19 protein-coding genes and 1 tRNA gene are annotated in these 24,619 nt (G+C 68.5%); 17 read left to right on the forward strand and 3 right to left on the reverse strand.

The features are described 5' to 3' along the window. Positions 1-84 precede the first annotated feature (84 nt). Positions 85-1,929 carry a DNA polymerase III subunit gamma/tau gene (gene dnaX, locus NET02_RS06275; RefSeq protein WP_284056530.1) on the reverse strand — a complete coding sequence of 615 codons (1,845 nt, stop codon included), beginning with the start codon at positions 1,927-1,929 and terminating at the stop codon, positions 85-87. 91 nt (positions 1,930-2,020) lie between these two features. Between dnaX and rsmI the strand changes: the two genes are divergently transcribed. The 4 genes from rsmI (at position 2,021) to NET02_RS06295 (ending at position 6,818) form a co-directional block, all read left to right on the forward strand. Beyond that, complete coding sequence (rsmI, locus tag NET02_RS06280; protein ID WP_284056531.1) at positions 2,021-2,893, forward strand: 16S rRNA (cytidine(1402)-2'-O)-methyltransferase; 873 nt, start codon at positions 2,021-2,023, stop codon at positions 2,891-2,893. A gap of 179 nt (positions 2,894-3,072) precedes the next feature. Continuing rightward, positions 3,073-4,791 (forward strand): ABC transporter substrate-binding protein, encoded by a 1,719-nt coding sequence (locus NET02_RS06285; RefSeq protein WP_284056532.1) that lies wholly within the window; start codon positions 3,073-3,075, stop codon positions 4,789-4,791. A 136-nt stretch (positions 4,792-4,927) separates the two neighbouring features. Continuing rightward, positions 4,928-5,857: an ABC transporter permease gene (locus NET02_RS06290; RefSeq protein WP_284056533.1), complete on the forward strand. Its 930-nt coding sequence runs from the start codon at positions 4,928-4,930 to the stop codon at positions 5,855-5,857. A 19-nt stretch (positions 5,858-5,876) separates the two neighbouring features. Next, entirely contained in the window at positions 5,877-6,818 is a 942-nt protein-coding gene (locus NET02_RS06295; protein WP_284056534.1) for an ABC transporter permease, read from the forward strand. A gap of 94 nt (positions 6,819-6,912) precedes the next feature. Here the strand turns inward: NET02_RS06295 and NET02_RS06300 are convergent, their stop codons facing one another. Next, complete coding sequence (locus NET02_RS06300; RefSeq protein ID WP_284056535.1) at positions 6,913-7,689, reverse strand: N-acetylmuramoyl-L-alanine amidase family protein; 777 nt, start codon at positions 7,687-7,689, stop codon at positions 6,913-6,915. A gap of 269 nt (positions 7,690-7,958) precedes the next feature. Between NET02_RS06300 and NET02_RS06305 the strand changes: the two genes are divergently transcribed. From NET02_RS06305 to NET02_RS06335, 7 genes are all read left to right on the forward strand, one after another. Then, the gene (locus NET02_RS06305; protein ID WP_284056536.1) at positions 7,959-9,200 is read left to right on the forward strand and encodes a CaiB/BaiF CoA transferase family protein; all 1,242 of its coding nucleotides are present in this window, start codon (positions 7,959-7,961) and stop codon (positions 9,198-9,200) included. A 95-nt stretch (positions 9,201-9,295) separates the two neighbouring features. Continuing rightward, complete coding sequence (locus tag NET02_RS06310) at positions 9,296-10,756, forward strand: FAD-binding oxidoreductase (protein WP_284056537.1); 1,461 nt, start codon at positions 9,296-9,298, stop codon at positions 10,754-10,756. Then, positions 10,749-12,050: an FAD-binding oxidoreductase gene (locus NET02_RS06315; protein ID WP_284056538.1), complete on the forward strand. Its 1,302-nt coding sequence runs from the start codon at positions 10,749-10,751 to the stop codon at positions 12,048-12,050. The genes NET02_RS06310 and NET02_RS06315 overlap by 8 nt, the downstream gene beginning before the upstream one ends. Before the next feature lie 33 nt (positions 12,051-12,083). Beyond that, on the forward strand, positions 12,084-13,430 hold the full coding sequence (locus tag NET02_RS06320) for a (Fe-S)-binding protein (protein ID WP_284056539.1): 1,347 nt from the start codon (positions 12,084-12,086) through the stop codon (positions 13,428-13,430). A gap of 240 nt (positions 13,431-13,670) precedes the next feature. Further along, entirely contained in the window at positions 13,671-14,342 is a 672-nt protein-coding gene (locus NET02_RS06325) for a DUF1028 domain-containing protein (protein WP_284056540.1), read from the forward strand. A gap of 132 nt (positions 14,343-14,474) precedes the next feature. Beyond that, on the forward strand, positions 14,475-15,692 hold the full coding sequence (locus NET02_RS06330) for a hypothetical protein (RefSeq protein WP_284056541.1): 1,218 nt from the start codon (positions 14,475-14,477) through the stop codon (positions 15,690-15,692). 170 nt (positions 15,693-15,862) lie between these two features. Further along, on the forward strand, positions 15,863-17,857 hold the full coding sequence (locus NET02_RS06335; protein WP_284056542.1) for a S9 family peptidase: 1,995 nt from the start codon (positions 15,863-15,865) through the stop codon (positions 17,855-17,857). 212 nt (positions 17,858-18,069) lie between these two features. Here NET02_RS06335 and NET02_RS06340 read toward each other — a convergent pair whose 3' ends face one another. Next, positions 18,070-18,396: an antibiotic biosynthesis monooxygenase family protein gene (locus NET02_RS06340; protein WP_284056543.1), complete on the reverse strand. Its 327-nt coding sequence runs from the start codon at positions 18,394-18,396 to the stop codon at positions 18,070-18,072. Between the two features lie 155 nt (positions 18,397-18,551). On the opposite strand from NET02_RS06340, the gene NET02_RS06345 reads away from it, so the two are divergent. From NET02_RS06345 to NET02_RS06370, 6 genes are all read left to right on the forward strand, one after another. Next, positions 18,552-18,626, forward strand: a tRNA-Pro gene (locus NET02_RS06345). A gap of 173 nt (positions 18,627-18,799) precedes the next feature. Beyond that, a complete protein-coding gene (gene selA / locus NET02_RS06350; RefSeq protein ID WP_284056544.1) occupies positions 18,800-20,239 on the forward strand; it encodes an L-seryl-tRNA(Sec) selenium transferase in 1,440 nt (479 codons plus the stop codon). Between the two features lies 1 nt (position 20,240). Beyond that, a complete protein-coding gene (locus NET02_RS06355) occupies positions 20,241-21,188 on the forward strand; it encodes a DMT family transporter (protein WP_284056545.1) in 948 nt (315 codons plus the stop codon). A 79-nt stretch (positions 21,189-21,267) separates the two neighbouring features. Next, on the forward strand, positions 21,268-22,371 hold the full coding sequence (locus NET02_RS06360; protein ID WP_284056546.1) for an NAD(P)-dependent alcohol dehydrogenase: 1,104 nt from the start codon (positions 21,268-21,270) through the stop codon (positions 22,369-22,371). A 203-nt stretch (positions 22,372-22,574) separates the two neighbouring features. After that, positions 22,575-23,117 carry a bifunctional pyr operon transcriptional regulator/uracil phosphoribosyltransferase PyrR gene (gene pyrR / locus NET02_RS06365; RefSeq protein ID WP_347711011.1) on the forward strand — a complete coding sequence of 181 codons (543 nt, stop codon included), beginning with the start codon at positions 22,575-22,577 and terminating at the stop codon, positions 23,115-23,117. 106 nt (positions 23,118-23,223) lie between these two features. Further along, positions 23,224-24,498 carry a Zn-dependent hydrolase gene (locus NET02_RS06370; protein ID WP_284056548.1) on the forward strand — a complete coding sequence of 425 codons (1,275 nt, stop codon included), beginning with the start codon at positions 23,224-23,226 and terminating at the stop codon, positions 24,496-24,498. Positions 24,499-24,619 lie beyond the last annotated feature (121 nt).

The following is a 24,619-nucleotide window of genomic DNA, read 5'->3' on the forward strand; positions in this document are numbered from 1 at the left end:
CGTAGTGGTCGCCCTCGGGTCGCCGCCAGGGAGCAGAGTATCGATATTCTCGCAGGCACGCTTACTCATACGTAAAGCCTGGCTTCACCCGATCTCTTCGGCGTCGAAGATGCTCTTGGCCGCCCGCAGCCGCGCCTCGTCCGCCGGGCTCCTGGCTGAGTGGGTCGCCTGGCTCTCCGCTGCGGGATCCGGCATCGACGCCGTGCCGGCTGGCTCGGGGTTCGGGCCGGCTTGAGCCGGCGCGATCGCCGGGACCTCCTCGGGCGCGACGCAGTGGACCCGGTACGCGCGCCCGAGGTAACGGCTGATCACGGACTCGACCAGCTGCCGGTGTACCTCCTCGTTGAGCTTCGAGCGGTGGAACTCGTAGGGGGAGACCAGGTACACGTCGTCCCCGGCGACGAGCGCCGGATCGACCGAGGTGAGCAGCGCCGCCGTCTGGGACCGGGATGCCTTGACCTCGCGCCGGATCTGAGCCCAGCTCGCAATCAGCTTTTCCAGCACCGCGGCCTCGCTCGCGGAGTCGGAGCCAGCGCTGGCCCGGGTGGTTGCCATCTCTCGGGGAACCGCCCCGTTACCCGCGCTGTGCGCCACGGCTTGCGGCATCGGCGGGGCGTCTTCGCGCGCGGTGAAGTCGGGATCCGGCTCCCGCGGAGACACTGCTGGCCCGCTGGCCGGCCCAGCGGTCGCCGGAGCCGGCTCGGGGGCGCGCGGCGTGCGGCTGGCCGTTGCCGGCTGTGTTGGGGGCTGAGCCTCGCTCGTAGCGTCTCGCCAGTGGGTGGTCACCCCCGGCTCGCCGCCGAGCCGGAGCACGGCTTCGACCGTCGCCAGCTCGAGCGGGAGCTGCGGGTCGAGGCCAGAGCGCGGCAGGACCAGCTCCAGGCCGCTGTAGATGCGCAGCAGCGTGGCCAGCTCAGCCAGGCTGAACCGCTCCGCCTGCTCGCGGGCTGCCGGATCGGCGAGATCGTCACGACCACCGGCCCGCAGATGGAGCAGCGTCCGCAGATAGCCAGTAATCTGACGCCCGAACTGCTGCAGATCCTCACCGTTCTCCGCCGCTTCGGCGATGATCCGCAGCCCGGCACCGGCGTCGCGCCTGATCAGCGCGTCGACCAGGCCGGCCAGTCGCTCATCCCGGCTCAACCCCAGGGCCTGGCGCACCGCCTCGGCGGTGATCCGCGTCCTGCCCTCAGCCCCTTCGGCGAACAGGGCCATTCGCTCGAGCAAGCCGAGGGCGTCGCGCAGGCTGCCGGTCGCCTGCTGGGCGATGAGCGCCAGGGCATCGTCGTCGATCTCGATTTCCTCCTGCTGGCAGACCCAGCGGAGCCGGGCGAGCATGCTGCTGAGCGGGATACGGTGGAAGTCGAAGCGCTGGCAACGAGACGCGACCGTATCGGGCAGCTTATCTGGCTCGGTGGTGGCCAGGACGAAGGCGACGTGAGGGGGTGGCTCTTCCAGCGTCTTGAGGAAGGCGTTGAAGGCGTCGCGGGTGAGCTGGTGCGCCTCGTCGATGATGTAGAACTTGACCCGGAGCTGGCTCGGCGCGTACTTCACCTTCTCGCGCAGGTCACGCACGTCGTCGACCCCTCGGTTGGAGGCAGCGTCGATCTCGACGATGTCGACGGCTGAGCCGGCGTTGATCGCCTCGCAGGCGGCGCAGGCGTTGCACGGCCGAGCCCAGGGATCCGGATCGAGACAGTTGACGGCCTTGGCCAGCAGGCGCGCGGTGCTGGTCTTGCCCGTGCCGCGTGGCCCGCAGAAAAGATAGGCATGGGCGATCCGGCCCAACCCGATCGCGTTGCGAAGCGTGCGGGCGATGTGCTCCTGGCCGACGAGCTCGGCCGGGTCGAACGAGCGGGGCCGGTACTTCCGGTACAATGACGAGGACTGCGCGCGCTGGTTCCGGCCGCTCTCCTGGGAATCGGTCATCCTCGAGGCTCCCTGTCTCGGGAAGACGGCGGTTGTCCGTACATGATGTGAAGTATAGCCGGCATTGCCTGACCGGCAACGGCGGGAATCGATGGGAACGCTGTACCTAGTCGCCACGCCGATCGGCAACCTGGAGGATATCACCCTGCGCGCGCTGCGCACGCTGCGTGAGGTGCCGCTGATCGCCGCCGAGGACACCCGGCACGCGCGCAAGCTCCTCGGCCACTACGGCATCCAGACGAAGCTGGTGAGCTTCCACGAGCACAGCCCGCCTGGCCGGGTCGCCGAACTGATGAAGGCCCTCGAGCGGCACGATGTCGCGGTGATCTCGGACGCCGGGATGCCTGGCATCAGCGACCCCGGGCTGGTGCTGGTACGCGAGGCGGCGGCGCGCGGCTTCGACGTCGTGCCGGTGCCTGGCCCGTCGGCGGTCACCGCGGCGGTAGCGGTCTCCGGGCTAGTCGAGGACGGATTCCTGTTCCTGGGTTTCCTACCCCGCCGGGCGAGCGAGCGGCGCCGGCAATTGGAGTCGCTAGCTGGGCTGCCGTTCCCGCTGGTCCTCTACGAGGCGCCGCATCGGCTCCGCGAGACGCTGCGCGACCTCGAGGCGACGCTCGGGGATCGACCGCTGGCGATCTGCCGCGAGCTGACCAAGCTGCACGAGGAGGTGTCGCGCCTGACGATCGGCGAGGCGCTGCGTCGCTACGAGGCCGAGGCGCCGCGCGGGGAGTTCGTGCTGGTGATCGGTTCCCCGCAGGAGACGACGCATCCGCCAGGCGAGGCCGAACTGCTGGCGCTCCTGGAGGAGCAGATCGCAGCCGGGCGGACGGCGAGCGCGGCGGCGCGGGAAGTAGCGAGGGCGACGGGTGCCAGCCGGCAGGCGGTCTACCGCCTTGCGCTGAACCTCCGCGGGCGGCATGCAACCGGGCTGTCCGGCATCTCAGCGGGTGACGCTCGGCCATAGGGACGGACCTGCGACGCTCGGCGGGTTGTCACCACCCGCGCCCGCAGATTGCTGGCCGTGCCGATTGACAGGCTCTGTGCCTCCCACTAGAATGCGCTCGAACTCTCCAACAAGCAGCGCGCGGCTGGGATGCCGAGCAGCGTGCTGGTTCAGCGGGTTTTATCGGTGAGGAGGGGGCCATGCCGGTGAATCCCAATGACCTCTACGACGAGAACTTCGCGCGCTGGCAGTACTTCTACCGAAAGGGGTTAATCAGCCGCCGCACCTTGATCCAGGCGGCGCTGGTCTGGGCGGGGGCTGCTTCTCTCGGCTCGGTCCTGGCGGCCTGCCGCCAGGAACCGGCGGCGACACAGGCCCCGACGCAACCCGTTGGCGCCGCGTCACCGACTGCGGCCACGGGTGCGGCGCCGGCTCCGACCGCAGCGCCGTCACCGGCTACTCAGGAAGGTGGCCTGATCCGGCTCGCGTTCGACTCGGATCTGCCGACCATGGATCCGCACATGCACCTCTTGCGGACGGGGATCATCACCTTCTACCACACGCACGACAACCTCGGCGTGCGTGACTTGCAGTCGCTGCGCATCGTCCCCTGGCTGGCCGAGAGCTGGGAGATCATCGAGCCGACCAAGTGGGAGCTCAAGCTACGCCAGGACGTGAAGTTCCACAACGGGGAGCCCTTCACGGCCGAGACGGTCAAGTGGAACTGGGAGCGGGTCATCAACCCCGAGCAGAAGAGCCCGCAGATCGGGAATCATGCGGCGATCGCGGGAGTCGAGGTGATCGACGAGTACACGGTGCATGTGATCACCAAAGCGCCGTACCCGATCTTCACCGAGCGGCTGCAGAACTTCCAGATGATCCCGCACAAGCTCGCCCAGGAGAAGGGCGACGCGTACCTGGCGGAGAACGCGATCGGCAGCGGGCCGTACCGCTTCGTCGAGTGGAAGCGGGGTCAGGAGATCGTCCTGACGCGGAACGACGACTACTGGAACCCCGACGTCAAGCCGGCGTTCAAGGACTTCATCATCCGCATCATCCCAGGGGTACCGACCCAGCTCGCCGAGCTGCTCGCGGGTAACGTCGAGATCATCCGCGTGGTGCCCTTCGACCAAATGAAGACGGTCGATGCGTCGGGCGTGGCCACGACGAAGACGCAGCGCATCCTGCGCACGAGCTTCATCGGTCTGGACTGCAAGGGCCGGACGGGCCCCAACCCCTACCAGGACGTGCGGGTGCGACACGCGGCCAACCACGCGGTGGACATCGAGGGCTACATCAAGACGCTCCAGCCCGGCGGCGACCGCGCGCCGGCGGCGCTCAACCCGATGCACTTCGGCTTCGATCCCGCGATCGAGCCGCACGCGTACGATCCGGATAAGGCCCGCGCCCTGCTCAAAGAGGCCGGGTTCGAGTCCGGCTTCGAGGCACGCTGGCTACGCGGCCCCTCGTCGATGCCCAATCAGGATCAGGTGGACCAGGCGATCCAGCGCGACCTGGAGGCGGTGGGCATTCGCGCCAAGTTCGAGACGGTGAGCGACACGAACGTCCACGTCTCGATGGTGACGGAGGGCAAAGCCGGCCCGATGTGGAACTGGAACTGGGGCTCGTACTCGGTCTTCGACGCCGACGGGCTCTACTGGGACATGTTCCATCCCAGCACCATCTACAACTACTGGGAGAACCAGGAGTTCGCCAAGCTGATCGAGGAAGCTCGCGGCACGCTGGACCAGGACCTGCGCAAGGAGCTGTACTCCAAGGCCCAGCGCATCGTCCGGGACGAGGCGCCGGTGATCTTCCAGTGGGGCTTCCACGCGGTCTGGGGAGTGAGCAACAAGGTCGACTGGACGCCGGCGGTCGACGAGATCGACCGCATCTTCCTGGCGAAGCCGAAGGCATGAGGGTGGTTTGCTAGGACACCAGATCGGCGGCAAGCGGGGTAGCTTCGGGGTCGCCCGAACGAAGGGCAGAGCTTGCTGGCCTGGAGCGTCGCGCGGTGCCTGACCTAGCGCTGCCCCACACGGATCGAGGAGGACTATGGCGCGCTACCTGGCGCACCAGCTCACGCAGATGGTCATCGCGATCTTCGGGATCTCGGTCATCGTCTTCGTGATCACCCACGTCATCGGCGATCCCACCAGCGTCCTGCTGCCGCTGGATACCCCACTGGAACAGCGCGAAGAGTTCCGGAGACAGATGGGCTTCGACCGGCCGATTCTCGTGCAGTACGCCGATTTCCTCGGTCAGGCTATCCGTGGTGACTTCGGCAACTCGTTCCGCGTCGAGAAGTCGGCACTCTCGCTCGTCCTCGAGCGTATCCCGGCGACGCTGTTGCTGACGGCGAGCGCGACGGTCCTGGCGATCCTGATCGCTATCCCGATGGGGATCCTGTCGGCCTACAAGCGGCACAGCATCATCGACAACATCGCGACAGTCTTCGTCGTGGCCGGCCAGGCGATGCCGATCTACTGGCTGGGGCTGATGTTGATCATCCTGTTCGGCGTCCAGCTCAAATGGTTGCCGCCATCCGGATACGGCGAGTTCGGGATCGACCGGCTGAAACACTTGATCCTGCCGACGCTGGTGCTGGGCGTCTTTCTCGCGCCGGTCACCGAGCGGCTCGTGCGCTCGGGGATGCTCGATGCGCTGACGCAGGACTATGTGCGTACTGCCCGGGCCAAAGGGTTGCGCGAGCGCGTGGTACTGACCCGGCACGCGCTCCGTAACGCGATCATCCCGGTGATCACCGTCCTCGGTCTCCAGTTCGGCCAACTGCTCGGTGGGGCGGTGATTACCGAGACTGTCTTCGCCTGGCCGGGCATCGGCCAGCTCACGGTCGACTCCATACGAAACGCGGACTTCCCGGTGACGCAGGCGGCGGTGATCACGATCGCCGTCATGATCAGTGTCGTGAACACGGCCATCGACGTGATCGTCGGCATTATCGATCCGCGGATACGGTTCTAGCGCGAGTACCGGAGGAGCCATGGCGACGGCGGAGCCCCGGGGACAAGCACTCACGCGGGCTACTCTGGCGGAGATGCCGGTTCGGTTGGCCCGGCGCCGGACGCTACGAGACTGGCTCCGGGCAGCCTGGAAGTTACGGCTCTCGGTGCTCGGGGGACTCGTCTTGCTCCTCCTCCTGCTCATTGCGATCGCCGCGCCGGTGCTCACCCCCTACACGCCGTCCGAGGGGCGGATCGTCGAGCGGTTGCAGCCACCAGTCTTCCTCGGCGGCTCCTGGGAGCACCCGCTCGGCACCGATGGCGTCGGGCGCGACTACGCCACACGCCTGATGTACGGCGCGCGCGTGGCGCTTGCTGTAGGTGTGCTCTCGACGCTGGTCGCCACCGCAATCGGCGTCTGCCTCGGCATCCTGGCCGGCTACTACAGCGGGAAGGTCGACTGGGTGATCTCCACGCTGGTCAACATCATGATGACGTTCCCGTTCATCCTGCTGGCACTGGCGGTCATTGCCGTGCTGGGGCCGAGCTTTCTCAACGTGGTGCTGGTGCTCGGGATCGGCTCCTGGCCGATCTACGCCCGGGTCGTGCGCGTGGAGGTGAGCCGGATCAAGGCGCTCGAGTTCGTCGCTGCCGCTCGGGTCATCGGGTTGACTGACCTGCGCATCATCGGGCGGCATATCGTCCCGAACCTGGTGAACGCGATCATCGTCATCGGTACCGTGCAGATCGCGCGGCTGATCATCACCGAGGCGTTCCTGAGCTACCTGGGCCTGGGCGTGCAGCCGCCGACGCCGTCCTGGGGCTACATGCTCTTCGAATCGCAGGCGTTCATGTTCAATCCCGCTGAGTGGTGGCTGCCGATGCTGCCGGGACTGGCCATCTTCATCACCACGCTGGCGATCAATCTCGTCGGTGACGGCTTGCGCGACGTGCTCGATCCTTACCAGCGATCCTCGCTCTGAAGCCGTGCCAGGCGCGAACGGCTCTGCTGCTCGGATCGACCGACACGCCTGAGTCACCAGCGGGATGCCTGGCTGGGGCGGGAGGCGACTATGGCTACGGCTTGCCGCCGCCCTTGCCGTTGCCCTTTCCGCCACCGCCGTCACTGCCGCCCTGCTGCTGGAAGAAGGCGACCAGCCCGTCGCGTACCGCCTGCGCGATCTGCGTTTCCCGGCCCTGGGTGCTGTCGGCGAGATAGCTGGCCTCCTGGGTATTCGACATGAAGACGGCCTCGACGATGATCGCCGGCATGTTCGACTTCAAGAGCACGCCGGACGCGAACTGCGCCACGCGGCCGGAGTCGATGGGCGAGTCCTCCCCATCAGGGAATGTGGCCAGGCCACTCACCAGCTTCGTCAGCACCGCCTGGGCGAGGGCAAGATCCTTACTGCGTTTGCCCCACATCGTCATCGTGTAGTCCACGTCCGCATTCGAGACGCTGTTGAGGTGGATCGAGACCAGCGCGTCGCCGCCCTCCGCGTTGGCGAAGGTGTAGCGGTCGGCGTTCGAGAGGGTCTCGTCGGCCGTTCGCGTCAGGCAGACCCTCGCCCCGTCGGCCACCAGGAGATCCTTGAGGATCGTAGATATCTCGAGGTTCAGCGTCTTCTCCACAAGATCAGGATCGGTGGCGGTGTTGACAGCCCCTGGATCGCTCCCTCCGTGCCCTGGGTCGACGATGATGGTTCGGCCGCTGAGGAGCCCACTCGTAGACGAGTCTGAGAAACATGTCCCAGACTGCGTCGCCGCGTGCACCCCGGGCGATACCGGCATCGCGATGAGGAGCAGCACAGCCGTCACGAGTGCCCACCGCGGGCCAATCGCGCCTGCCTTCATCTTTACCCCTCTCTGGCCGCTCCTAACCGCCTGATAGCGTCACCGGCGCGCACTGAATAACGACTGGAATCCCGTGGCTCCATTACGCTGTCGATCTGGCGGCACTGTATCACAGGTAAAGTAACCTCACACCATCGCAGGCGTCGAAGCTTGTGGTGGCGACGTCCCAGCGCGAGCCTTGCAGGCGCTGCCCGACCGCAGGCAGCGGCTGGTATGATGGCCGCGCATGCGTGGCTGGCGATCCTGTGCAGTGGAGGAGGAGACGCCGGATGGAGGACGCTCGCGCCGTGCCGCTACCGCTGGAAGGCTACCGCGTGCTCGAGTTCGGCCAGGCGGTCTCCAGCCCGCTCTGCGCCATGCTCTTGGGCGACCTCGGGGCGGACGTGATCAAGGTCGAGCCGCCGGGTGGTGACCCGGCCCGCGGCTATGGCCCGCCCTTCGTCGCTGGGGAGAGCCCCTACTTCCTCTCGGTCAACCGCAACAAGCGGAGCACGGTGATCGACCTCAAGACGCCGGAGGGCGCCAGGATCGCGCTCCGGCTGGCTGAGCGCGCCGACATCATCGTGACCAACTTCCGACCAGGCGTGATGGAGCGGCTCGGGCTGGGCGAGGCGTCGCTGCGCCAGGCGAACCCGGGACTCATCTTCTGCCAGGTGACCGGCTACGGCCCGACAGGGCCATTTGCCGGCCTGCCGGCCTACGACCAGGTAGCGCAGGGGATGTCGGGGCTGATGAGCGTCACTGGCACCCGGGAGAGCGGCCCGCTGCGCGTCGGCGTCGCCATCGGCGATATCCTGGCAGCGCTGTTCGCCACCTACGGCGTCCTGGCCGCGGTGGTCGAGCGGCAGCGCACTGGCCTCGGCCAGCGCGTCGACACCTCTCTCCTGGGGGCGATTATCGGCATCTTGACCTACCAGACCGGTCGCTATCTGGCTGGTGGCGGCGACCCGCAGCCGGAGGGAAACGACCACCCCGTCGCTGCGCCCTACGGCGCCTTTAAGGCGCGGGACGGCATGCTCAACATCGCCATCGCCAGCGAGCAGATGTGGCGGCGACTGGCTGAAGTCGTCGGCCATCCGGAGTGGGTGGCCGATCCCCGCTTCGCCACCAACGCTGACCGGGTCGCGAACCGGCCGATCCTCCACTCGATGCTGAACGAGGCGCTGTCGACCGGGACAGTGGCCGAGTGGGTGGAGCGTCTCAGCGCCGCGGGAGTAGCTTGCGGGCCGATCTGGACGATCGGGCAGGCGCTGGAGAGCGAGCAGGTGAAGCACCTCGGCATCGTGCGGACTGTCCACCACGACCACGCCGGCGATATCCCCCTGATCGGCCCCGCGGTCGATCTCTCGCTCACGCCGCCGGTGATCCGCCGGCCGCCGCCGCTACTTGCGCAGCACACAGCGGAAGTGCTGCGGGAGCTGGGCTATCAGGACGACCAGATCGAGCAGCTCGCCGAGCAGGGAGCCGTGACCCTGGGGCCGGTTGCTCGGGAGATGCCCCTCGGGGGCTAACCGATCGGACCTTCAGGCATGTAGGTGCCGATTGCCGTCGTCTGGCGGCTGGCGCATACTTTGGGTAAGCGCCACCGCTCTGACGGGAGTACGCTATGGACCGCCAGGCTCTCCAAGAACGACTGCTCCGGATCGTTGGCCCGGACGGCATCATCGACGATCCGGACGAGCTGCTGGTGTACGAGTACGACGCCTCGGACGAGGTCTTCGCAGGGCACCATCGCCCGGATATCACCGTCCTGCCGCGCACTGCCGACCAGGTGCAGGAGATCGTCAAGCTGGCGAACGAGTTCGGCGTGCCGGTCACTCCGCGCGGGGCCGGCACGGGGCTGGCCGGTGCCGCGCTGGCCGTTCGGGGCGGCATCCTAGTCGTGATGACCCGGATGAACCGCGTGCTCGAGATCAACGAGCGGGACGGGTATGCCATCGTCGAGCCGGGCGTGATCAACCTCGAGCTGAGCCAGTTGACCCAGCCGCGCGGCTACTTCTTCGCTCCCGACCCGTCCTCGCAGCGCGCCTGCACCATCGGCGGCAACGTCGCCAACAACTCCGGCGGGCCTCACTGTCTCAAGTACGGTGTCACCTCGAATCACATCCTCGGTCTGGAGGTGGTGCTTCCGAACGGCGAACGGATCTGGACTGGCGGCCCGGCCCCGGAGAGCCCAGGGATCGACCTTACTGGCGTCCTGGTCGGCTCCGAGGGCACGCTCGGGATCGTCACCAAGGTGATGGTGCGGCTAACCCGGCTGCCGGAGGCGGTCAACGTGCTCCTGGCCGCGTTCGCCGACCTCGAGTCGGCATCCCAGGCTACGTCGGCCATCATCGCGTCCGGGATTCTGCCGGCTGCGCTGGAGATGATGGACCATCTCACGATCAAGGCCGTCGAGGCGGCGTTCCATGCCGGATATCCGGAAGATGCCGGCGCGGTGCTGCTGATCGAGCTCGACGGTCTGGCCGAGATCGTGGCCGAGAGCGCCGACCGCGTCGTCGAGCTGTGCCGCGGGTGCGGCGCCACCGAGGTGCGGGTGGCCAGGACGCCGCGCGAGCGCGAGCTGCTCTGGCTCGGGCGCAAGTCGGCGTTCGGCGCCATGGGCCGGCTGGCCCCCAACTACTACCTGGTTGACACGACGGTGCCGCGCACCAAGCTCCCGCCAACGATGCGCACGGTCGAGGAGCTGAGCCGCGAGTACCGGTTGCGCATCGCCAACGTCTTCCATGCTGGCGACGGCAACCTGCACCCGCTGGTGCTCTTCGACCGCTTCGTGCCCGGGGAGATCGAGCGGGTGCTGCGCTGCACTACGGACATCTTGCAGTACTGCGTCGACGTGGGTGGCACGCTGTCCGGGGAGCACGGCATCGGGCTCGAGAAGCGCGACTACATGACGCTGATCTTCACCACCGAGGATCTGTGCGCGATGGCCGGGCTTAAGCGGAGCTTCGACCCGCGCGAGCTCTTCAACCCGGACAAGGTCTTCCCGTCCGGCTTCTCCTGTGGCGAGGTCAACGCCATCCGCCAGCAGGCGATGGCGAAACGGTTAGGGATCGAGTTTGTCTGATCGCGCAGTCTTGCAGCAGGCATTGGATCGGATCGCGACACTAGGCGCGCGGCAGGAGCCGGCCGCCTACGAGGTCGACGGCTTGACGCCGCAGCTCGTCGTAGCCCCGGACTCCCCCGCGGCGCTGCAGGAGATCCTGTCGCTGGCCAACGAGGCAGGGCTGGCCACGGTACCGTGGGGTGGCGGCACGCAGATGGGCCTGGGGAACCTGCCCCGAGCCTTCGACCTCGCGATCGACCTGCGGAAGCTCAACGCGATCGTCCAGTACGAGCCGGACGACCTGACGGTCGCGGTTCAGGCTGGCTGCACGCTCGGCGAGCTGGGCGCGAAGCTAGGCGCGCACGGCCAGATGTTGCCCGTCGACTTTCCCACCGCCGACCGGACGACAATCGGTGGCCTGGTGGCGACCGGCCTGAGCGGTCCGCGCCGCTACGGCTACGGCGCGCTGCGCGATCTCCTAATCGGGATCACGTTCGCCCTGCCGAGCGGGCAGCTCTCCCGCGGCGGGGGGATGGTCGTCAAGAACGTCTCCGGCTACGACATGATGCGCCTGCACTACGGGGCGCTGGGGTCGCTCGGCGTGATCGTGCAGCTCAACTTCAAGGTCATTCCCAAGCCCCGGGCGGAGCGCACCGTCGTCGCTGCCTATCGCCGGCTGTCCGATGCGGCTGAGGCGGCGCTGCAGGTGCGCTTCTCGCAGCTTGCCCCGACAGCGATCGTCCTGCTCGATGCCCTGTCGGCCCAAGGCGTGGGCTTGGAGATGCCGGGCTGGGTGGTGTCGCTGCGCTGCGAGGGGCCGGCCACCGCTGTCCAGCGCCAGGCGGACCGGATCAGCGAGGTCGTCCGGCCGGCGGCCGATCGGGTGGAGGTGCTGGAGGGGCACGAGAGCGAGCGGCTCTGGACTGAGGTCGGCGGGTCGATCGGGGCGGGCCGGCTGGGTCGCGCAATTCGTGTCCGCATCGGCCAGACGCCGTCAGAGTTGCCGCGGCTCGCCGAGGAGATCGATCGAGCGCGCACCGGCCTGGTCGTCGAGCTGTCCCGCTTGCTGGACATCGGCTCCGGGCTCTGCTACGCGACGCTGGCCGCCGAGCGCGACGAGGATTTGCAGCTCGCGTGGCAGCGGCTCTCCGGGCTGGGGCTTCACGCGACGCTCCTGACCGCCCCGCCGGGCGTCAAGGTCGACACCGACGTCTTCGGCCGGCAGCCGGCCGGGCTCGCGGTCATGCGGGCGTTAAAGGAGACGTTCGACCCCAACAGGATCCTGAACCCGGGCCGGTTCATCGGGCGGCTGTAGGCAGCATTCGAGCTGGATCGAGGAGCGAGCACGATGGTCGTCGCAGAGGAACGCGCTGTCCTCCACGGTTTCAAGGGGCACGATGTCCCCGAGTTCGACGTCATTCGCTCCTGCGTCCACTGCGGGTTCTGCCTGCCGGTCTGCCCGACCTATCGGGTGACCGGGCGAGAGCGCTCGTCGCCGCGCGGTCGCATCTGGCTGATGAAGTCGATCGCCGAGGGGCGGCTGGATCTCCTCGATCCGCTCTTCGAAGACGAGATGACGCTCTGCCTCAACTGCCGGGCCTGCGAGGCGGTCTGCCCGTCCGGAGTGCGCTACGGCGAGATCCTGGAGGCATCGCGGGCCCAACTCGTCCAGCACCGGCCGCAGACGGCCAAGGAGCGCCTCTTCCGCTTCCTGGGATTCCAGGTGCTGCTGGGCGACATGCGACGCTTCCGGGCCGCGAACCGGCTGCTCCGGCTCTACCAGCGGAGCGGTCTGCGGGCGCTGGCCCGCCGGAGCGGCATCTTGCGCCTCCTGGGGATGGAGCACGCCGACCGGTTGATGCCGGAGATCAGCGACCGGTTCGTGGTCGCCGATGGGAGCTTCTACCCGGCTCTCGGAGAGCGACGCGGCCGGGTGGCGCTGTTCGTCGGCTGCGTAATGGGCACCTCCTATGCACACGTCCACGAAGCGACTGTCCGGGTGTTGACGCGCAACGGGTTCGATGTCGCCTTGATTCCTGGGCAGGGGTGCTGCGGCGCGCTCCATGTCCACGGTGGCGACCCCGAGAGCGGGCGCCGGCAGGCCCGCCGCAACATCGACGCGCTCGGCAGCCCCTATATCGACGCGGTCATCGTCAACGCCGCCGGCTGCGGGGCCATGCTCAAGGAGTACCCGCACCTGCTGCGCGATGACCACGACTACGCCGAGCGGGCACGGGCCTTCTCAGCCAAGGTTCGGGACGCCATCGAGTTTCTCGCCGAGCGCGGCCTCTCGGCTCAACCCGGCCCGCTTCCGATGACGGTGACGTACCAGGAACCCTGCCACCTTGCTCATGCCCAGCGCATCACTAGGCAGCCACGCGCGCTCCTGGAAGCGATCCCCGAGCTGAAGCTCGTGGAGATGGCCGAGTCGGCGCTCTGCTGCGGCAGCGCGGGGATCTACAACCTGCTGCGGCCAGAGATGGCTTCCACGCTGCTCGACCGCAAGCTGAACAACGCGCTGGCGACCGGCGCCGAGGCGATCGTCTCGGCCAACCCTGGCTGCATGCTACAGCTCCAGGCCGGGCTACGGGCCCGCGGGGAACGAATCCCGGTGCTGCACCTGATCGAGGTGCTCGACCGCGCCTACGCCGCCGCGCCGGCGACTCGTCCGGCCGAAGCCCTCGCCGCGGGCTGAGCGGAGGCGCGCGCAGGCGACACGTCAGCGCTCGCGCTCGGCTCCGGCCTCGCTGCTGGGGCCTGGCGTTCAGTCGCCGCGACTAGGACAGCGCCGAGCAGGCTACGGCTTAACGCCATGCCGCCGAGGGCCAACCTCCGGAATCGGGCAGCCCCTTGATCGGTCACGATCCCGACTTCCCCGGATCGGCTCGTTGTCCTACTATGTCCTGAGCACTGCCCGCATCCGAAGGAGGTCTCCATGACGTTCACCGTGATCGGCCGGTGTTCCCGTACCGGAATGCTCGGGATCGCCACCGCGACCCACTCCTACGCCGTCGGCGTGCGCGTGCCGTTCGTGCGCGCGCGGCTGGGAGCCGTCGCCATCATGGCCGTCGCCGACCAGCGGCTCGGTCACACGGCGCTGAAACTGCTCGAGCTCGGCTACAAGGCGCCCGCGGTCATCGAGGAGCTGGTGCGGGCCGACCCGTACCACGAGTATCGCCAGCTCGGGGTGGTCGACGACGACGGCTTCGCTGCGGCACGCACCGGCGCGATGAACCGCCACTGGTGCGGCCACCGCGTCGGTGATGGATACGTGGTTTTGGGCAACGCGATCGCCAGCGAACAGGTCGTCGACGCGATGGAGCGGGCCTACCTGGCCGATCCCTCTCTCGACCTCGAGGAGCGACTGCTCCGAAGTATCGAAGCGGGGCGCGATGCGGGCGGGCAGCCGGAAGGGCAGCGCTCGGCGGCGCTGGTCGTCTACGACCGGAAGGATTTCGCGCGAGTCGACTTGCGTGTCGACCTGCACGAGGAGCCGGTCGGCGAGCTGCGCCGGATCTTCGAGATCTACCGGCCGGCGATCCCGTACTACGAGCTGCGGCAGGTCGATCCGCGCGTCCCGCCGCTCGATGAGTGGCTGGCCGAGTAGACGACGTATACCGCGTAGCGAAGACTCGCCTCCTCGCTGCCGGGATCGGGCCCGCGTGACCCTGCTACACTTCTGGCGGTCGGCGCGGCCCGGATGCGCCGCGATGTCGCGTGAGGGAGACACGGCTCGTCGATGCGTCGGATGCTCATCCTGCTCCTCCTCGCTCTCAGCGTGCTGCCCTGGCCGGTCGCAGCGGCCGAGACTGGCTCGATCAGCGGAGTCGTGCGCAACGGCACCGCGGGCGGCGGGGACGTGGAGGGGCTGACCGTCACGCTGCGGCGCTTCCGCGGGATGGAACTGGCCCAGGAGTACACCGCGACGGTCGGCGCCGATGGACGGTTCACGTTCACCGATCTCCCAGTTGCCGATGGCGAGGCCTACCTCGCCGTCGTGACCTACCAGGGCGTCGAGTACTCGAGCTCGATGATCCAGCTCACCCAGAATCCCGATACTCAAACCGAGATCACGGTCTACGAGACCACGACCGACCCCAGCGTCGCCAGCATCGGCTCGCGCTCCCTGGTCGTCGCGGGCGCGGCGCCGGAGCTGAAGACCATCGACATCATGGACATCGTCATTGTAACCAACCAGAGCGACCGCACCTACCTCGGAGGGCCGGACGGCACCGTCCTGCGGCTGCCGCTCCCGGAAGGCGCGCTGGAGATCAGCCCGCAGCCGGGTTTCGACTACGGCCAGCCGCGGCTCGAGGCGGACGGCACCCTGGTCACGACGGGGCCGCTGCCGCCGGGCACGCACAACGTCGTCCTCAGCTACAGCGTGCCCTACTCCGGCACGCGCGCCACATTGACGATCGGTACCGCGATGCCGACAGGCACGCTGCGCGTGCTGGTGCGGGAGGGGACGTACGAGCTCAGCTCGCGCTCGCTGCTAGACAGCGGGACGGTCGAGGTGAGCGGTGTCTCGTACCAGGTCTTCTCGATCGACGGGCCAGTGGTCGGCGATCGGATGACGGTACAGGTCTCGAAGCTCCCGCGCGCTGGCGGCGGGCTGCTCGATCTCCCGCTCGGCCCGCTGATCGCTGCGGTCGTAGCTGGGATCGGGCTGGTCATCGCCAGCGTGCTCACCTACCAGCTCCTGAGGCAGCGGCGTGCCCCGGCAGAGCCAGTGCTTGAAGATGCCGGCGCGGAGGCGGAAGAGCGATCGCCTGCGGCCGAACCGGTACCGGGGGACGAGCGGCTGGAGCTGGCGGCGGCACTCAACCGGCTGGACGAGCAGCGGGCCGCCGGGGAGATCGACGAGGAGAGCTACCAGGTGCGGCGCGAGGAGATCCTGGGCCGGCTGCGCGCGCTCGTCCTGCGCCAGCGCGGGCTGGACGAGGCCGTGCACTGACCCCGCCTCGCGGCCGTCGCTTCGCGCCGGTGACTGCGCGGGGCATCGCGGCACGGGGCCTGCAGCGCCCCTGCCTCCGGTTCTCGTGTCTCCGTTTCCGCACGCAGTGTTCGCGAGCGCAGGCTGTGCTAGCATGGTCCGCGGCGCGAGAGCGAGGGAGAGGGAAGGCGATGGCCGAAGAGCGCACTGGAAAGCGGCGGCTGGCACCGGAGGACATCTACGAGATCGCGCTAGTGAGCGACGCGCAGATCTCGCCGGATGGGCAGCGCGTTGCCTTTGTCCGCACGGTGCTCGATCGGGAGCGCAACGACTACCGGTCCTCGATCTGGCTCGTCGACGTGGCCGGCGGCGAGCCGGTCCGCTTCACGACAGCCGATGCCCGCGACAGCTTCCCGCGCTGGTCGCCCCGCGGCGACCGGCTAGCGTTTCTCTCCAACCGGTCGGGCAAGGATCAGGTCTGGCTGATCAGCCTGGGGGGCGGTGAGGCCCAGCAGCTCACCCGCTTCCCGGAGCCGGTGACCCACTTCGCCTGGTCGCCCGACGGCACGACCCTCGCCGTGGTGACGAAGGCAGAGACTGCCGAGCCACCGGAGAAGGAACCGGAGCCCGAGACCGACGTCGTCCGCATCACGCGCATCCGCTACCGCTCCGACGGCACTCCCGGCTTCCTCGACGAAAAGCGATCGCATATCTGGTGCGTCCCGGTGGACGGCGGTCGGCCCTGGCAGGTCACGTCCGGCGACTTCGACGAGAGCTGGCCGGCCTGGTCGCCGAGCGGCCACGAGATCGCCTTCGTCTCCAACCGGACGCCGGACCGCGAGTACAACACCGTGAGCGAGATCTGGGCGGTGCGGGCGAGCGGCGGGGAGCCGCGCCCGGTGGCGACTGGCGACGCCGCCTACTTCTTCAAGCCGGTTTGGTCGCCGGACGGCACCGTCCTGGCCTTCACCGGGCATCGCGAGCCCTTTGCTGGCTCGTCGCGCAATCACCAGCTCTGGGCGGTTGCCGCCGGTGGCGGGGAGCCGGCGAGCCTCACTTCCGCGCTCGACCGCTCGGTGGAAGACGAGGTGCTGACCGACACGGCGGCGAGCTCGAAGCCAGGGCCGATCTGGGCGCCGGACGGGCGATGGATCTACACGCAGGTCAGCGACCAGGGCAACGTGCATCTCTACCGGATCCCGGCCGGCGGGGGAGAGCCGCAGCTCGTCGTCGGCGGCCGGCGCCGGGTAGTCGACTTTAGCCTCAGTGCGGACGGCTCGCTCATCGCCTGCACCGTCTCAGAGCCGCTGAATCCCTGCGACGTGATCGTCTGCTCGGCGGATGGCTCGGGCGAGCGCAGATTGACGCGGGTGAACGAGGAGTTCTTCGCGACGGTCGAGCTCTCGGAGCCGGAGGAGGTCTGGCTGCCGAGCGCGAGCGAAGACCGCCGGCCGATCCACGCCTGGATCATGAAGCCGATCGGATTCCGCGAGGGCGTCCGCTACCCGCTCGTGCTGGAGATCCACGGCGGGCCACACGCGATGTACGGGAACGTCTACTTCCACGAGTTCCAGCTCCTGGCCGCGCAAGGCTACGCCGTCCTGTACACAAACCCCCGCGGGAGCCAGGGCTACGGGCAGCAGTTCCTCTCCTGCACGCGCGGTGCCTGGGGCGAGGCTGACATGCCCGACCTGATGGGAGCGGTCGATGCGGTGATCGAGCGTGGCTACATCGATCCGAGCCGGCTCGGCGTCACCGGCGGCTCCTACGGCGGCTTCATGACCAACTGGGTGATCGGCCATACCGACCGGTTCAAGGCAGCGGTGACCCAGCGCTGCGTCTCCAACCTGGCGAGCTTCTACGGAACCAGCGACATCGGTTTCCACTTCGGCGAGCACGAGATCGGTGGTACGCCCTGGGAGCAGCCGGAGCTCTACCGGCGGCTCTCGCCGCTCACCTACGCGCCGCAGATGAAGACGCCGCTCCTGATCCTGCACAGCGAGCAGGACTACCGCTGTCCCATCGAGCAGGCCGAGCAGCTCTACGTCTGGCTCAAGAAGCTGGGCCGCACGGTGGAGTTCGTGCGCTTCCCGGACGAGAGCCACGGGCTCTCGCGGTCGGGCAAGCCTAAGCACCGGGTCGAGCGACTCCAGCATATCCTGCGCTGGTTCGCCGAGTACCTGTAGCGGGCGCCGGCCGGCGTGCCCCGTTCGCAGGCCGTGGCTGAGCGCACAGTCTCTGAGGGGCACCGCGCGTGCTCGCGAAGGGACTGAATGCCGAACTTCGCCTGCGTGTATGCCGCCTGGGGCAATTGATCTGTAGGGGCGAGTGAACTTTCGCCCTTACCGCTCCTTCAGAGCCTGGCCGGTACCTGGTCCGTCGCCGAGCGGAGGGCATGTCAAAGGTCCTGCTTGGAGCTCGCCCCCTCAGCGCTCTGCCGTGTCACGACTTCGAACCAGCGGTCTTCGCCCTTCTGCTGCTCGACCGCGTCCATGATCTCTTTCGTCTTCTTGAACACCTCCGTCTCGTGCCAGGCCTCCCAGTCGACGCGGGAGCGCCAGGTGCCGACGACGACGCGCTGGTTCGGCGCATCGACCGGGATCAGGAGCTGAACCTCGATCCAGCCCGGTTGGTTGCGCACGTCGTCGATCCGCTCCTGGAAGGCTCGATCCCACTGTGTCTCCTGACCCGGTTCAATCGTAACCTCGGTGATGACCGTCATCATGGCTGACTGCCTCCGTTTCCGCGTTGCTGTTTGTCCGGGGAAAGGCCGGATATCAGGTGTGAACGGGTTGGGCTACGAGTATACGCGCTGCTCCGCGGGCTGGCGATCGCGATCATTGTTCGCCTTCAGGAGAGCGTGGTATACTCATGCGTCGACGGGGAGTGGCGCAGCCCGGTTAGCGCGCCGCGTTCGGGACGCGGAGGTCGGAGGTTCAAATCCTCTCTCCCCGACCTGGAGGACGGTGCGAGCCGTCCTCCCTTGCTTTCTGTCTTCGGCCCCCGATCGGCCCTCTACCTTCTAGATAGCGAGGGAACCATCCTCGCTCCAATCGCGGTACGCTATCCTCGCGGGTCAGGCAAGCGTGGATCCAGTATCGCGGTCGTGATCGAAGGGGCATTCAGGGATGGCTGAGCACGTTCCCGGGACATCGTCCCTGGCTGAGCCTGAGCCAGAGCGGCAGCAGCGTCTCCGCCAGATCCCGTCCATCAGCGCGATCTTGGCCTATCCTGAGCTGGAAGGCTATCTGGAGCGATTCCCCAACGAGGTGGTGACGCAGGTCGCCCAGCAGGTCGTCGGCCGCGTTCGCACCGCGATGTTGAGTGGCTCGGCAGAGGTCCATCCGGACCAGATCATCGACGCGGTCAGGCGAGAGCTGGATCAACTGGAGCGCCCGCGCCTGTCACCGATCATCAATGGGACCGGCGTGATCATCCACACGAATCTGGGGCGCGCTCCCGTCAGCGCGGAGACGGCAGAAGCGATGGCCGAGACTGCCTCGCGTTACACCCCCCTCGAGCTCGAGCTCGACAGCGGTCGCCGGGGCGGGCGCATGGTCGAGATCAGCCGGCTGCTTCGCTTGCTGGTCGGGGCCGAGTCGTCGCTGGTCGTCAACAACAATGCCGCCGCCGTGCTGCTGGTGCTGAGCGCGCTCTGCGCCGGGCGCGAGGTCATCGTCTCGCGCAGCCAGTCCATCGAGATCGGCGGAGGATTCCGGATCCCGGAGGTCCTGGCGCAGAGTGGCGCTCGGCTGGTGGAGGTCGGGACCACCAACCGGACCTACGTGCGCGACTACGCGGCCGCGATCACCTCGGAGACGGCGGCTATCCTCTCGGTGCACTGGAGCAACTTCCGGATCGTCGGGTTCACTGCCCAGCCGGCGCTGGCCGAGCTGGCCGAGCTGGCCCACCAGCGTGGCCTCGTCCTGATCGAAGACCTGGGCAGCGGGGCGCTGCTCGACACCGCGCCCTTCGGCCTGGCCCACGAGCCGACCGTGGGGGAGGCGCTCTCAGCCGGAGCCGACATCGTCTGCTTCTCCGGCGACAAGCTGCTGGGTGGGCCACAGGCCGGCATCATCTCCGGCAAGTGGGAGCTGGTGAGCCGTGTGGCCGCGCACCCGCTGGCACGAGCCGTGCGGGCCGATAAGACGGCGCTGGCGGGCATCGCCGCGACCCTGCGGCACTATCTCTATCACGAAGCGTTGACCAAGGTGCCGGTGTGGCGAATGATCAGCGCGCCGCTGGACCAGCTCGAGGCCCGGTGCCGGTCCTGGGTCGCCCAGCTCGGCCATCTGCCTGGCCTGGCAGTGGTCGAGAGCCAGGCGACGGTTGGGGGCGGCTCACTGCCTGGCGAGACGCTCCCGAGCCGGGCCCTGGCGATCCCGGAGGCGGTTGCTCGCGCGCATGGCCTCACTCTCGACCAGCTCGCGCAACGACTGCGGACCGGCCGGCCGGCGGTGATGCCGCGGGTCGAGAACGGGCGCCTGCTGATCGACGCCCGCACCGTGCTGCCCGGCGAGGACGGCGATCTTGTCCAGGCGCTCCGGCAGGCACTTGGGCGAGGCTGAGGTGATTCGGGAGCAGGAGATCCGGCAGGTTCGGGAGCGGCCGGCAGAGCGCCGGCTGCTGGCGCGGCTGCTCGTGCTGGCGGCGGCCGTGCTCTGGGGTACGACTGGTACCGCCCAGGCCCTCGCGCCGGGTAGTGCTGACCCGGCTGCGGTCGGGGGCGTGCGCGTTCTGATCGGCGGCCTTGCGTTGCTGGTGCTCGCCCTGCTCCGTGGCGGGCTGGGCCGGCCTGGAAGCTGGTCACGCCTTGCAACCGCCCTGGCCGCGGCTGGCGTGGCCGCATACCAGATCTGCTTCTTCTCCGGTGTCGCCCGCACCGGTGTGGCCCTGGGCACCATCGTGACCATCGGGAGCTCGCCGGCATTCGCTGGGCTGCTCGGCCTGCTGGCCCGCCGCGAGCGCCCCGAGCCGGGCTGGGGCATGGCGACGGCGCTGACAGTGGCCGGCGCAGCCCTGCTGGTTCTGCCGGGACAGGAGGTCGGTGTCGATCCCCGCGGGGTCGTCCTCAATCTCGGAGCAGGTGCAGCCTACGCGACCTTTGCGGTCGCCAGCAAGGCGCTGATGGATGCTGGGCGACCGCCAGCGGCGATCATGGGGCTTGCCTTCAGCGGTGGCGCGCTCCTGCTCCTGCCCGCAGTGGTGACCTCGGATCTGACCTGGCTTCTCCAGCCGCGCGGGATGGCCGTGGCCCTGCACCTAGGCCTGGTGGCCACAGCACTCGCCTACCTTCTGTTCGGTCGCGGGCTCCAGGGTACGCCGGTGACGACTGCGGCGACGCTGTCGCTGGCCGAGCCGCTGACGGCTGCCAGCCTGGGCCTGCTCCTGCTCGGCGAGCGGCTGACGGCGCTCGGGCTCGCCGGGGCCGGGCTCCTGTTCGCCGGCCTCGTCCTGCTCGCGCGCCCGCCGGGTATGCGGCTTCGCCCGAGCCGCGGTCTTCCCACCGACGGCTGAAGCCTTGATCGGCCGTGGAGGTCGGCACGATAATACGGCCAGGTACCAGTGCCAGAAGCTCTAGCAGGAGGTGAGTGCCATGGTCTACGCCAGGGCAGCAGTCGTCGAGCAGAAGCACGGGCCGTTCGTCGTGCGCGAGGTGGAGCTGGGGGAGCCGCGGGAAGACGAGGTTCTGGTGAAGGTGGTGGCCGCCGGCATCTGCCACACCGACCTGATCGTCCGGGACCAGTGGTATCCGGTGCCATTGCCGGCGATTCTCGGCCATGAAGGAGCCGGTGTGGTAGAGGCTGTCGGGAGCCGCGTGACCAAGGTCAAGCCCGGGGATCACGTGGTTCTTACCTTCCTCTCCTGCGGCCGATGCCGGAACTGCTTGCGCGGACGTCCGTCCTACTGTCTCGATCTCTACCGCTTGAACTTCGGTGGTTCGCGGCCGGACGGCTCCTCGCCTGCGCGTGGTGACGGCCAGCCGATCCACGCGTACTTCTTCGGACAATCCTCGTTCGCCACCTACAGCATTGCGCATGAGCGCAACGTGGTTCCGGTTCCCGAAGACGTGCCGCTGGAGTACCTCGGTCCGCTGGGTTGTGGGATCCAGACCGGTGCGGGGGGTGTCTTCAACTCCCTACACCCCGAGGCGGGAAGCAGCATCGTCGTTTTCGGAACCGGCACCGTCGGGCTGAGCGCAGTGATGGCTGCCCGGTTGTCGGGTTGTACCACGATCATCGGGGTCGATATCAGACCTCAGCGACTGGAACTCGCTCGGGAGCTGGGGGCCACGCACGTCATCAATGCTCAGGAAACAGAGGTCGTCCAGGCTATCCGCGAGCTTACCGGCGGTGGTGCCGACTATAGCATCGAGACCACCGCCTCCCCACGCGTCTTCCGGCAGGCGGTCGACTGTTTGAACCAGCTCGGGGTCTGCGGCTTGATCGGTGCTGCGCCGATGGGCACGGAGACTAGCCTGGACATGAATACGATCCTGTTCGGCCGCACGGTCCGCGGCATCATCGAGGGTGATAGCGTGCCGGACCTGTTTATTCCCCAGCTCGTCGAGCTGTACCGCCAGGGAACGTTTCCTATCGACCGCCTCATGCGTATCTACAGCCTCGACGAGATCAACCAGGCAGCCGCCGACTCGGAGGAGGGACGCGTCGTCAAGCCCGTGCTGCGCATGGCTGCCTGAGGGAGTACGGCCAGCTTCGCCAACGAGCGGCCGCTTCGCGAACGCACCGTACGAGGTCGCTGGACGAGCTCGCCGCGCCCGCGTAAGATCGGGGCGTCGACGCGGCGAAGCGGTGGCGGCGCGCCGATTACCCGATCGCTTGCCCGCGCGGAGGCATAAGCGTGGTGCTCGAGGAACAGGCGCGGAGCGGCCCTGCTGGGGAGATGACCGGCGAGGAAGTCTTCGCGGCGGAGGGGCTGGCCAGGATTTCCCAGCGGCTGGCTGATGCGATCGCCGAGCGCTTCGGCGACGCTCCAGGGCTGGTGCTCGTCGGGATCAAGCGGCGCGGTGATCTGCTCGCGCGACGCCTGAGCCAGCTCCTCGCCGAGCGGCTCGGCCGCGAGGTGCCGGTCGGGTCGCTCGACATCACGCTGTACCGCGACGATTTCGACAGCCTCAGCGAGCAGCCGATCGTCGGGCAGACGGAGATCGCCTTCCCGCTCGAGGGGCGCACAGTGGTCCTGGTCGACGACGTGCTCTTCACTGGCCGCACGGTGCGCGCCGCGCTCGACGAGCTGCTCGACCTCGGCAGGCCGGCCCGGATCGCCCTGGCCGTCCTGATCGACCGGGGCGGCCGGGAGCTCCCGATCTGTGCCGATATCGTGGGTCAGACGCTCACCGTCGAGCCGGGCGATCAGGTCCAGGTGCTGCTCAGCGAGCTGGACGGCCGCGACGCCGTCATCCTCTTCCGCGCGGCTCACCCCTAGACTGCTCGCTCTGATCCGAAGGCCGATCGGCCGCTCGGTTGCCGGTGGTGCCTGCGGCACGGCGTTTGCGCTACTCAGCACGGCCCCGATCGGCTACAGTTAGCCCATGAGCGCGGTACGTGAGCTCGCACCGAGCGTCGATCGCCAGCGGATCCTCTCCGAGCTACGGGCGTTCGCCCGCATCGGCTACAGCCCGGACGGAGGGATCAACCGGCTCGCCTTCAGCCGCGCCGACCGGCAGGCACGCCAGGTGCTGCTCCACCGCCTGCGCAGCCTGGGACTGGAGCCGCGAGTAGACGCCTTCGGCAACGTCTTCGGCCGCCTACCGGTCGCCCGCGAGCCCGCCCTACCCCCGGTGCTGGTCGGCTCCCACCTGGACACCGTGCCTGGTGGCGGGCGGTTCGACGGCGCGGCCGGGGTGGTGGCTGCGCTCGAGGTGGTCGCGGCCATACGCCAGCACGGCGTGGTGCCGCGCCGGCCGGTCGAGGTGGTCTCGTTCGCCTGCGAGGAGTCGAGCCGCTTCGGGCGGGGCACGCTCGGCAGCGCGCTCGTCGCTGGGACGGTGGAGCCGGAGGAGATCCTGGGGCTCCGCGATGCCCGCGGGCTCACGCTGCGCCAGGTGCTGGAGCTGGTCGGGCTCCAGCCAGACCGGTTGGCGACGGCCAGACGGCAGCCCGGCGACTACACCGCCTATCTCGAGCTGCACATCGAGCAGGGACGAGTGCTGGAGGAGACGGGGGTTCGGCTGGGGATCGTCGAAGCGATCGCCGCTCCAACAAGGCTGCGGTTAGAGCTCGTGGGCCGGGCCGATCACTCCGGAGCTACGCCGATGCCGCTCCGGAGGGACGCGCTGGCCGGCGCGGCCGAGGTTATCCTCGCGGTCGAGCGCCTGGCGCGGGATGCTCCTGGGGTGGTCGGTACCGTGGGTACGATCCGGATCGAGCCGGGAGCGATCAACGTGGTACCGGGACGAGCCGAGCTGGGTATCGACGTTCGCAGCAGCGATCGGGAGACGAAGGCGAGCGTGGTAGAGGCGCTGCGGCGGGAGATCGAGGAGATCGCCCGCCGGCGCGGGCTGGAGCGATCGGTTCAGACGCTGACCGACGAGGCGCCGGTCGCCTTGCACCCGGCTCTCGCCGCGCTGCTTGAGCGCTGCGCGCGGGCGAGAGGGTTGCCAGCGCTTCGGATGGTCTCCGGCGCGGGGCACGATGCGATGCAGATAGCCCGGATCTGCCCGTCCGGCATGGTTCTAGTGCCGAGCCGCGAGGGGATCAGCCACAGCCGCCAGGAGTGGACGCCACCGGACGACATCGTGTTCGGCACGCAGGTTCTGCTCGATGCCGTGCTCCATTTGGCCGAGCATGGCCTGCCGGAAGGCTGAGCGACGAGGCGGAACCCCGGAACATAGCCGGCTACCAGGCCCGGGCGCGCCGGATCGACTAAGCAGGCGCTGCTCGAGAGCCGACGTGCTCGGACGCCCCGAGCCGCTCTCCCACCGCGCG

This window comes from Thermalbibacter longus (assembly GCF_023806485.1).
GTDB lineage: Bacteria > Chloroflexota > Chloroflexia > Thermomicrobiales > Thermomicrobiaceae > Thermalbibacter > Thermalbibacter longus.

Excerpts from the sequence above, each read along its gene's own strand:
- pyrR (WP_347711011.1), top strand. The coding sequence starts at position 22,575 with ATGACCGGCGAGGAAGTCTTCGCGGCGGAGGGGCTGGCCAGGATTTCC.
- selA (WP_284056544.1), top strand. The coding sequence starts at position 18,800 with ATGGCTGAGCACGTTCCCGGGACATCGTCCCTGGCTGAGCCTGAGCCA.
- NET02_RS06285 (WP_284056532.1), top strand. The coding sequence starts at position 3,073 with ATGCCGGTGAATCCCAATGACCTCTACGACGAGAACTTCGCGCGCTGG.
- NET02_RS06305 (WP_284056536.1), top strand. The coding sequence starts at position 7,959 with ATGGAGGACGCTCGCGCCGTGCCGCTACCGCTGGAAGGCTACCGCGTG.
- NET02_RS06290 (WP_284056533.1), top strand. The coding sequence starts at position 4,928 with ATGGCGCGCTACCTGGCGCACCAGCTCACGCAGATGGTCATCGCGATC.
- NET02_RS06310 (WP_284056537.1), top strand. The coding sequence starts at position 9,296 with ATGGACCGCCAGGCTCTCCAAGAACGACTGCTCCGGATCGTTGGCCCG.
- NET02_RS06300 (WP_284056535.1), bottom strand. The coding sequence starts at position 7,689 with ATGAAGGCAGGCGCGATTGGCCCGCGGTGGGCACTCGTGACGGCTGTG.
- dnaX (WP_284056530.1), bottom strand. The coding sequence starts at position 1,929 with ATGACCGATTCCCAGGAGAGCGGCCGGAACCAGCGCGCGCAGTCCTCG.
- NET02_RS06335 (WP_284056542.1), top strand. The coding sequence starts at position 15,863 with ATGGCCGAAGAGCGCACTGGAAAGCGGCGGCTGGCACCGGAGGACATC.
- NET02_RS06340 (WP_284056543.1), bottom strand. The coding sequence starts at position 18,396 with ATGATGACGGTCATCACCGAGGTTACGATTGAACCGGGTCAGGAGACA.
- NET02_RS06295 (WP_284056534.1), top strand. The coding sequence starts at position 5,877 with ATGGCGACGGCGGAGCCCCGGGGACAAGCACTCACGCGGGCTACTCTG.
- NET02_RS06320 (WP_284056539.1), top strand. The coding sequence starts at position 12,084 with ATGGTCGTCGCAGAGGAACGCGCTGTCCTCCACGGTTTCAAGGGGCAC.
- NET02_RS06325 (WP_284056540.1), top strand. The coding sequence starts at position 13,671 with ATGACGTTCACCGTGATCGGCCGGTGTTCCCGTACCGGAATGCTCGGG.
- rsmI (WP_284056531.1), top strand. The coding sequence starts at position 2,021 with ATGGGAACGCTGTACCTAGTCGCCACGCCGATCGGCAACCTGGAGGAT.
- NET02_RS06370 (WP_284056548.1), top strand. The coding sequence starts at position 23,224 with ATGAGCGCGGTACGTGAGCTCGCACCGAGCGTCGATCGCCAGCGGATC.
- NET02_RS06330 (WP_284056541.1), top strand. The coding sequence starts at position 14,475 with ATGCGTCGGATGCTCATCCTGCTCCTCCTCGCTCTCAGCGTGCTGCCC.
- NET02_RS06360 (WP_284056546.1), top strand. The coding sequence starts at position 21,268 with ATGGTCTACGCCAGGGCAGCAGTCGTCGAGCAGAAGCACGGGCCGTTC.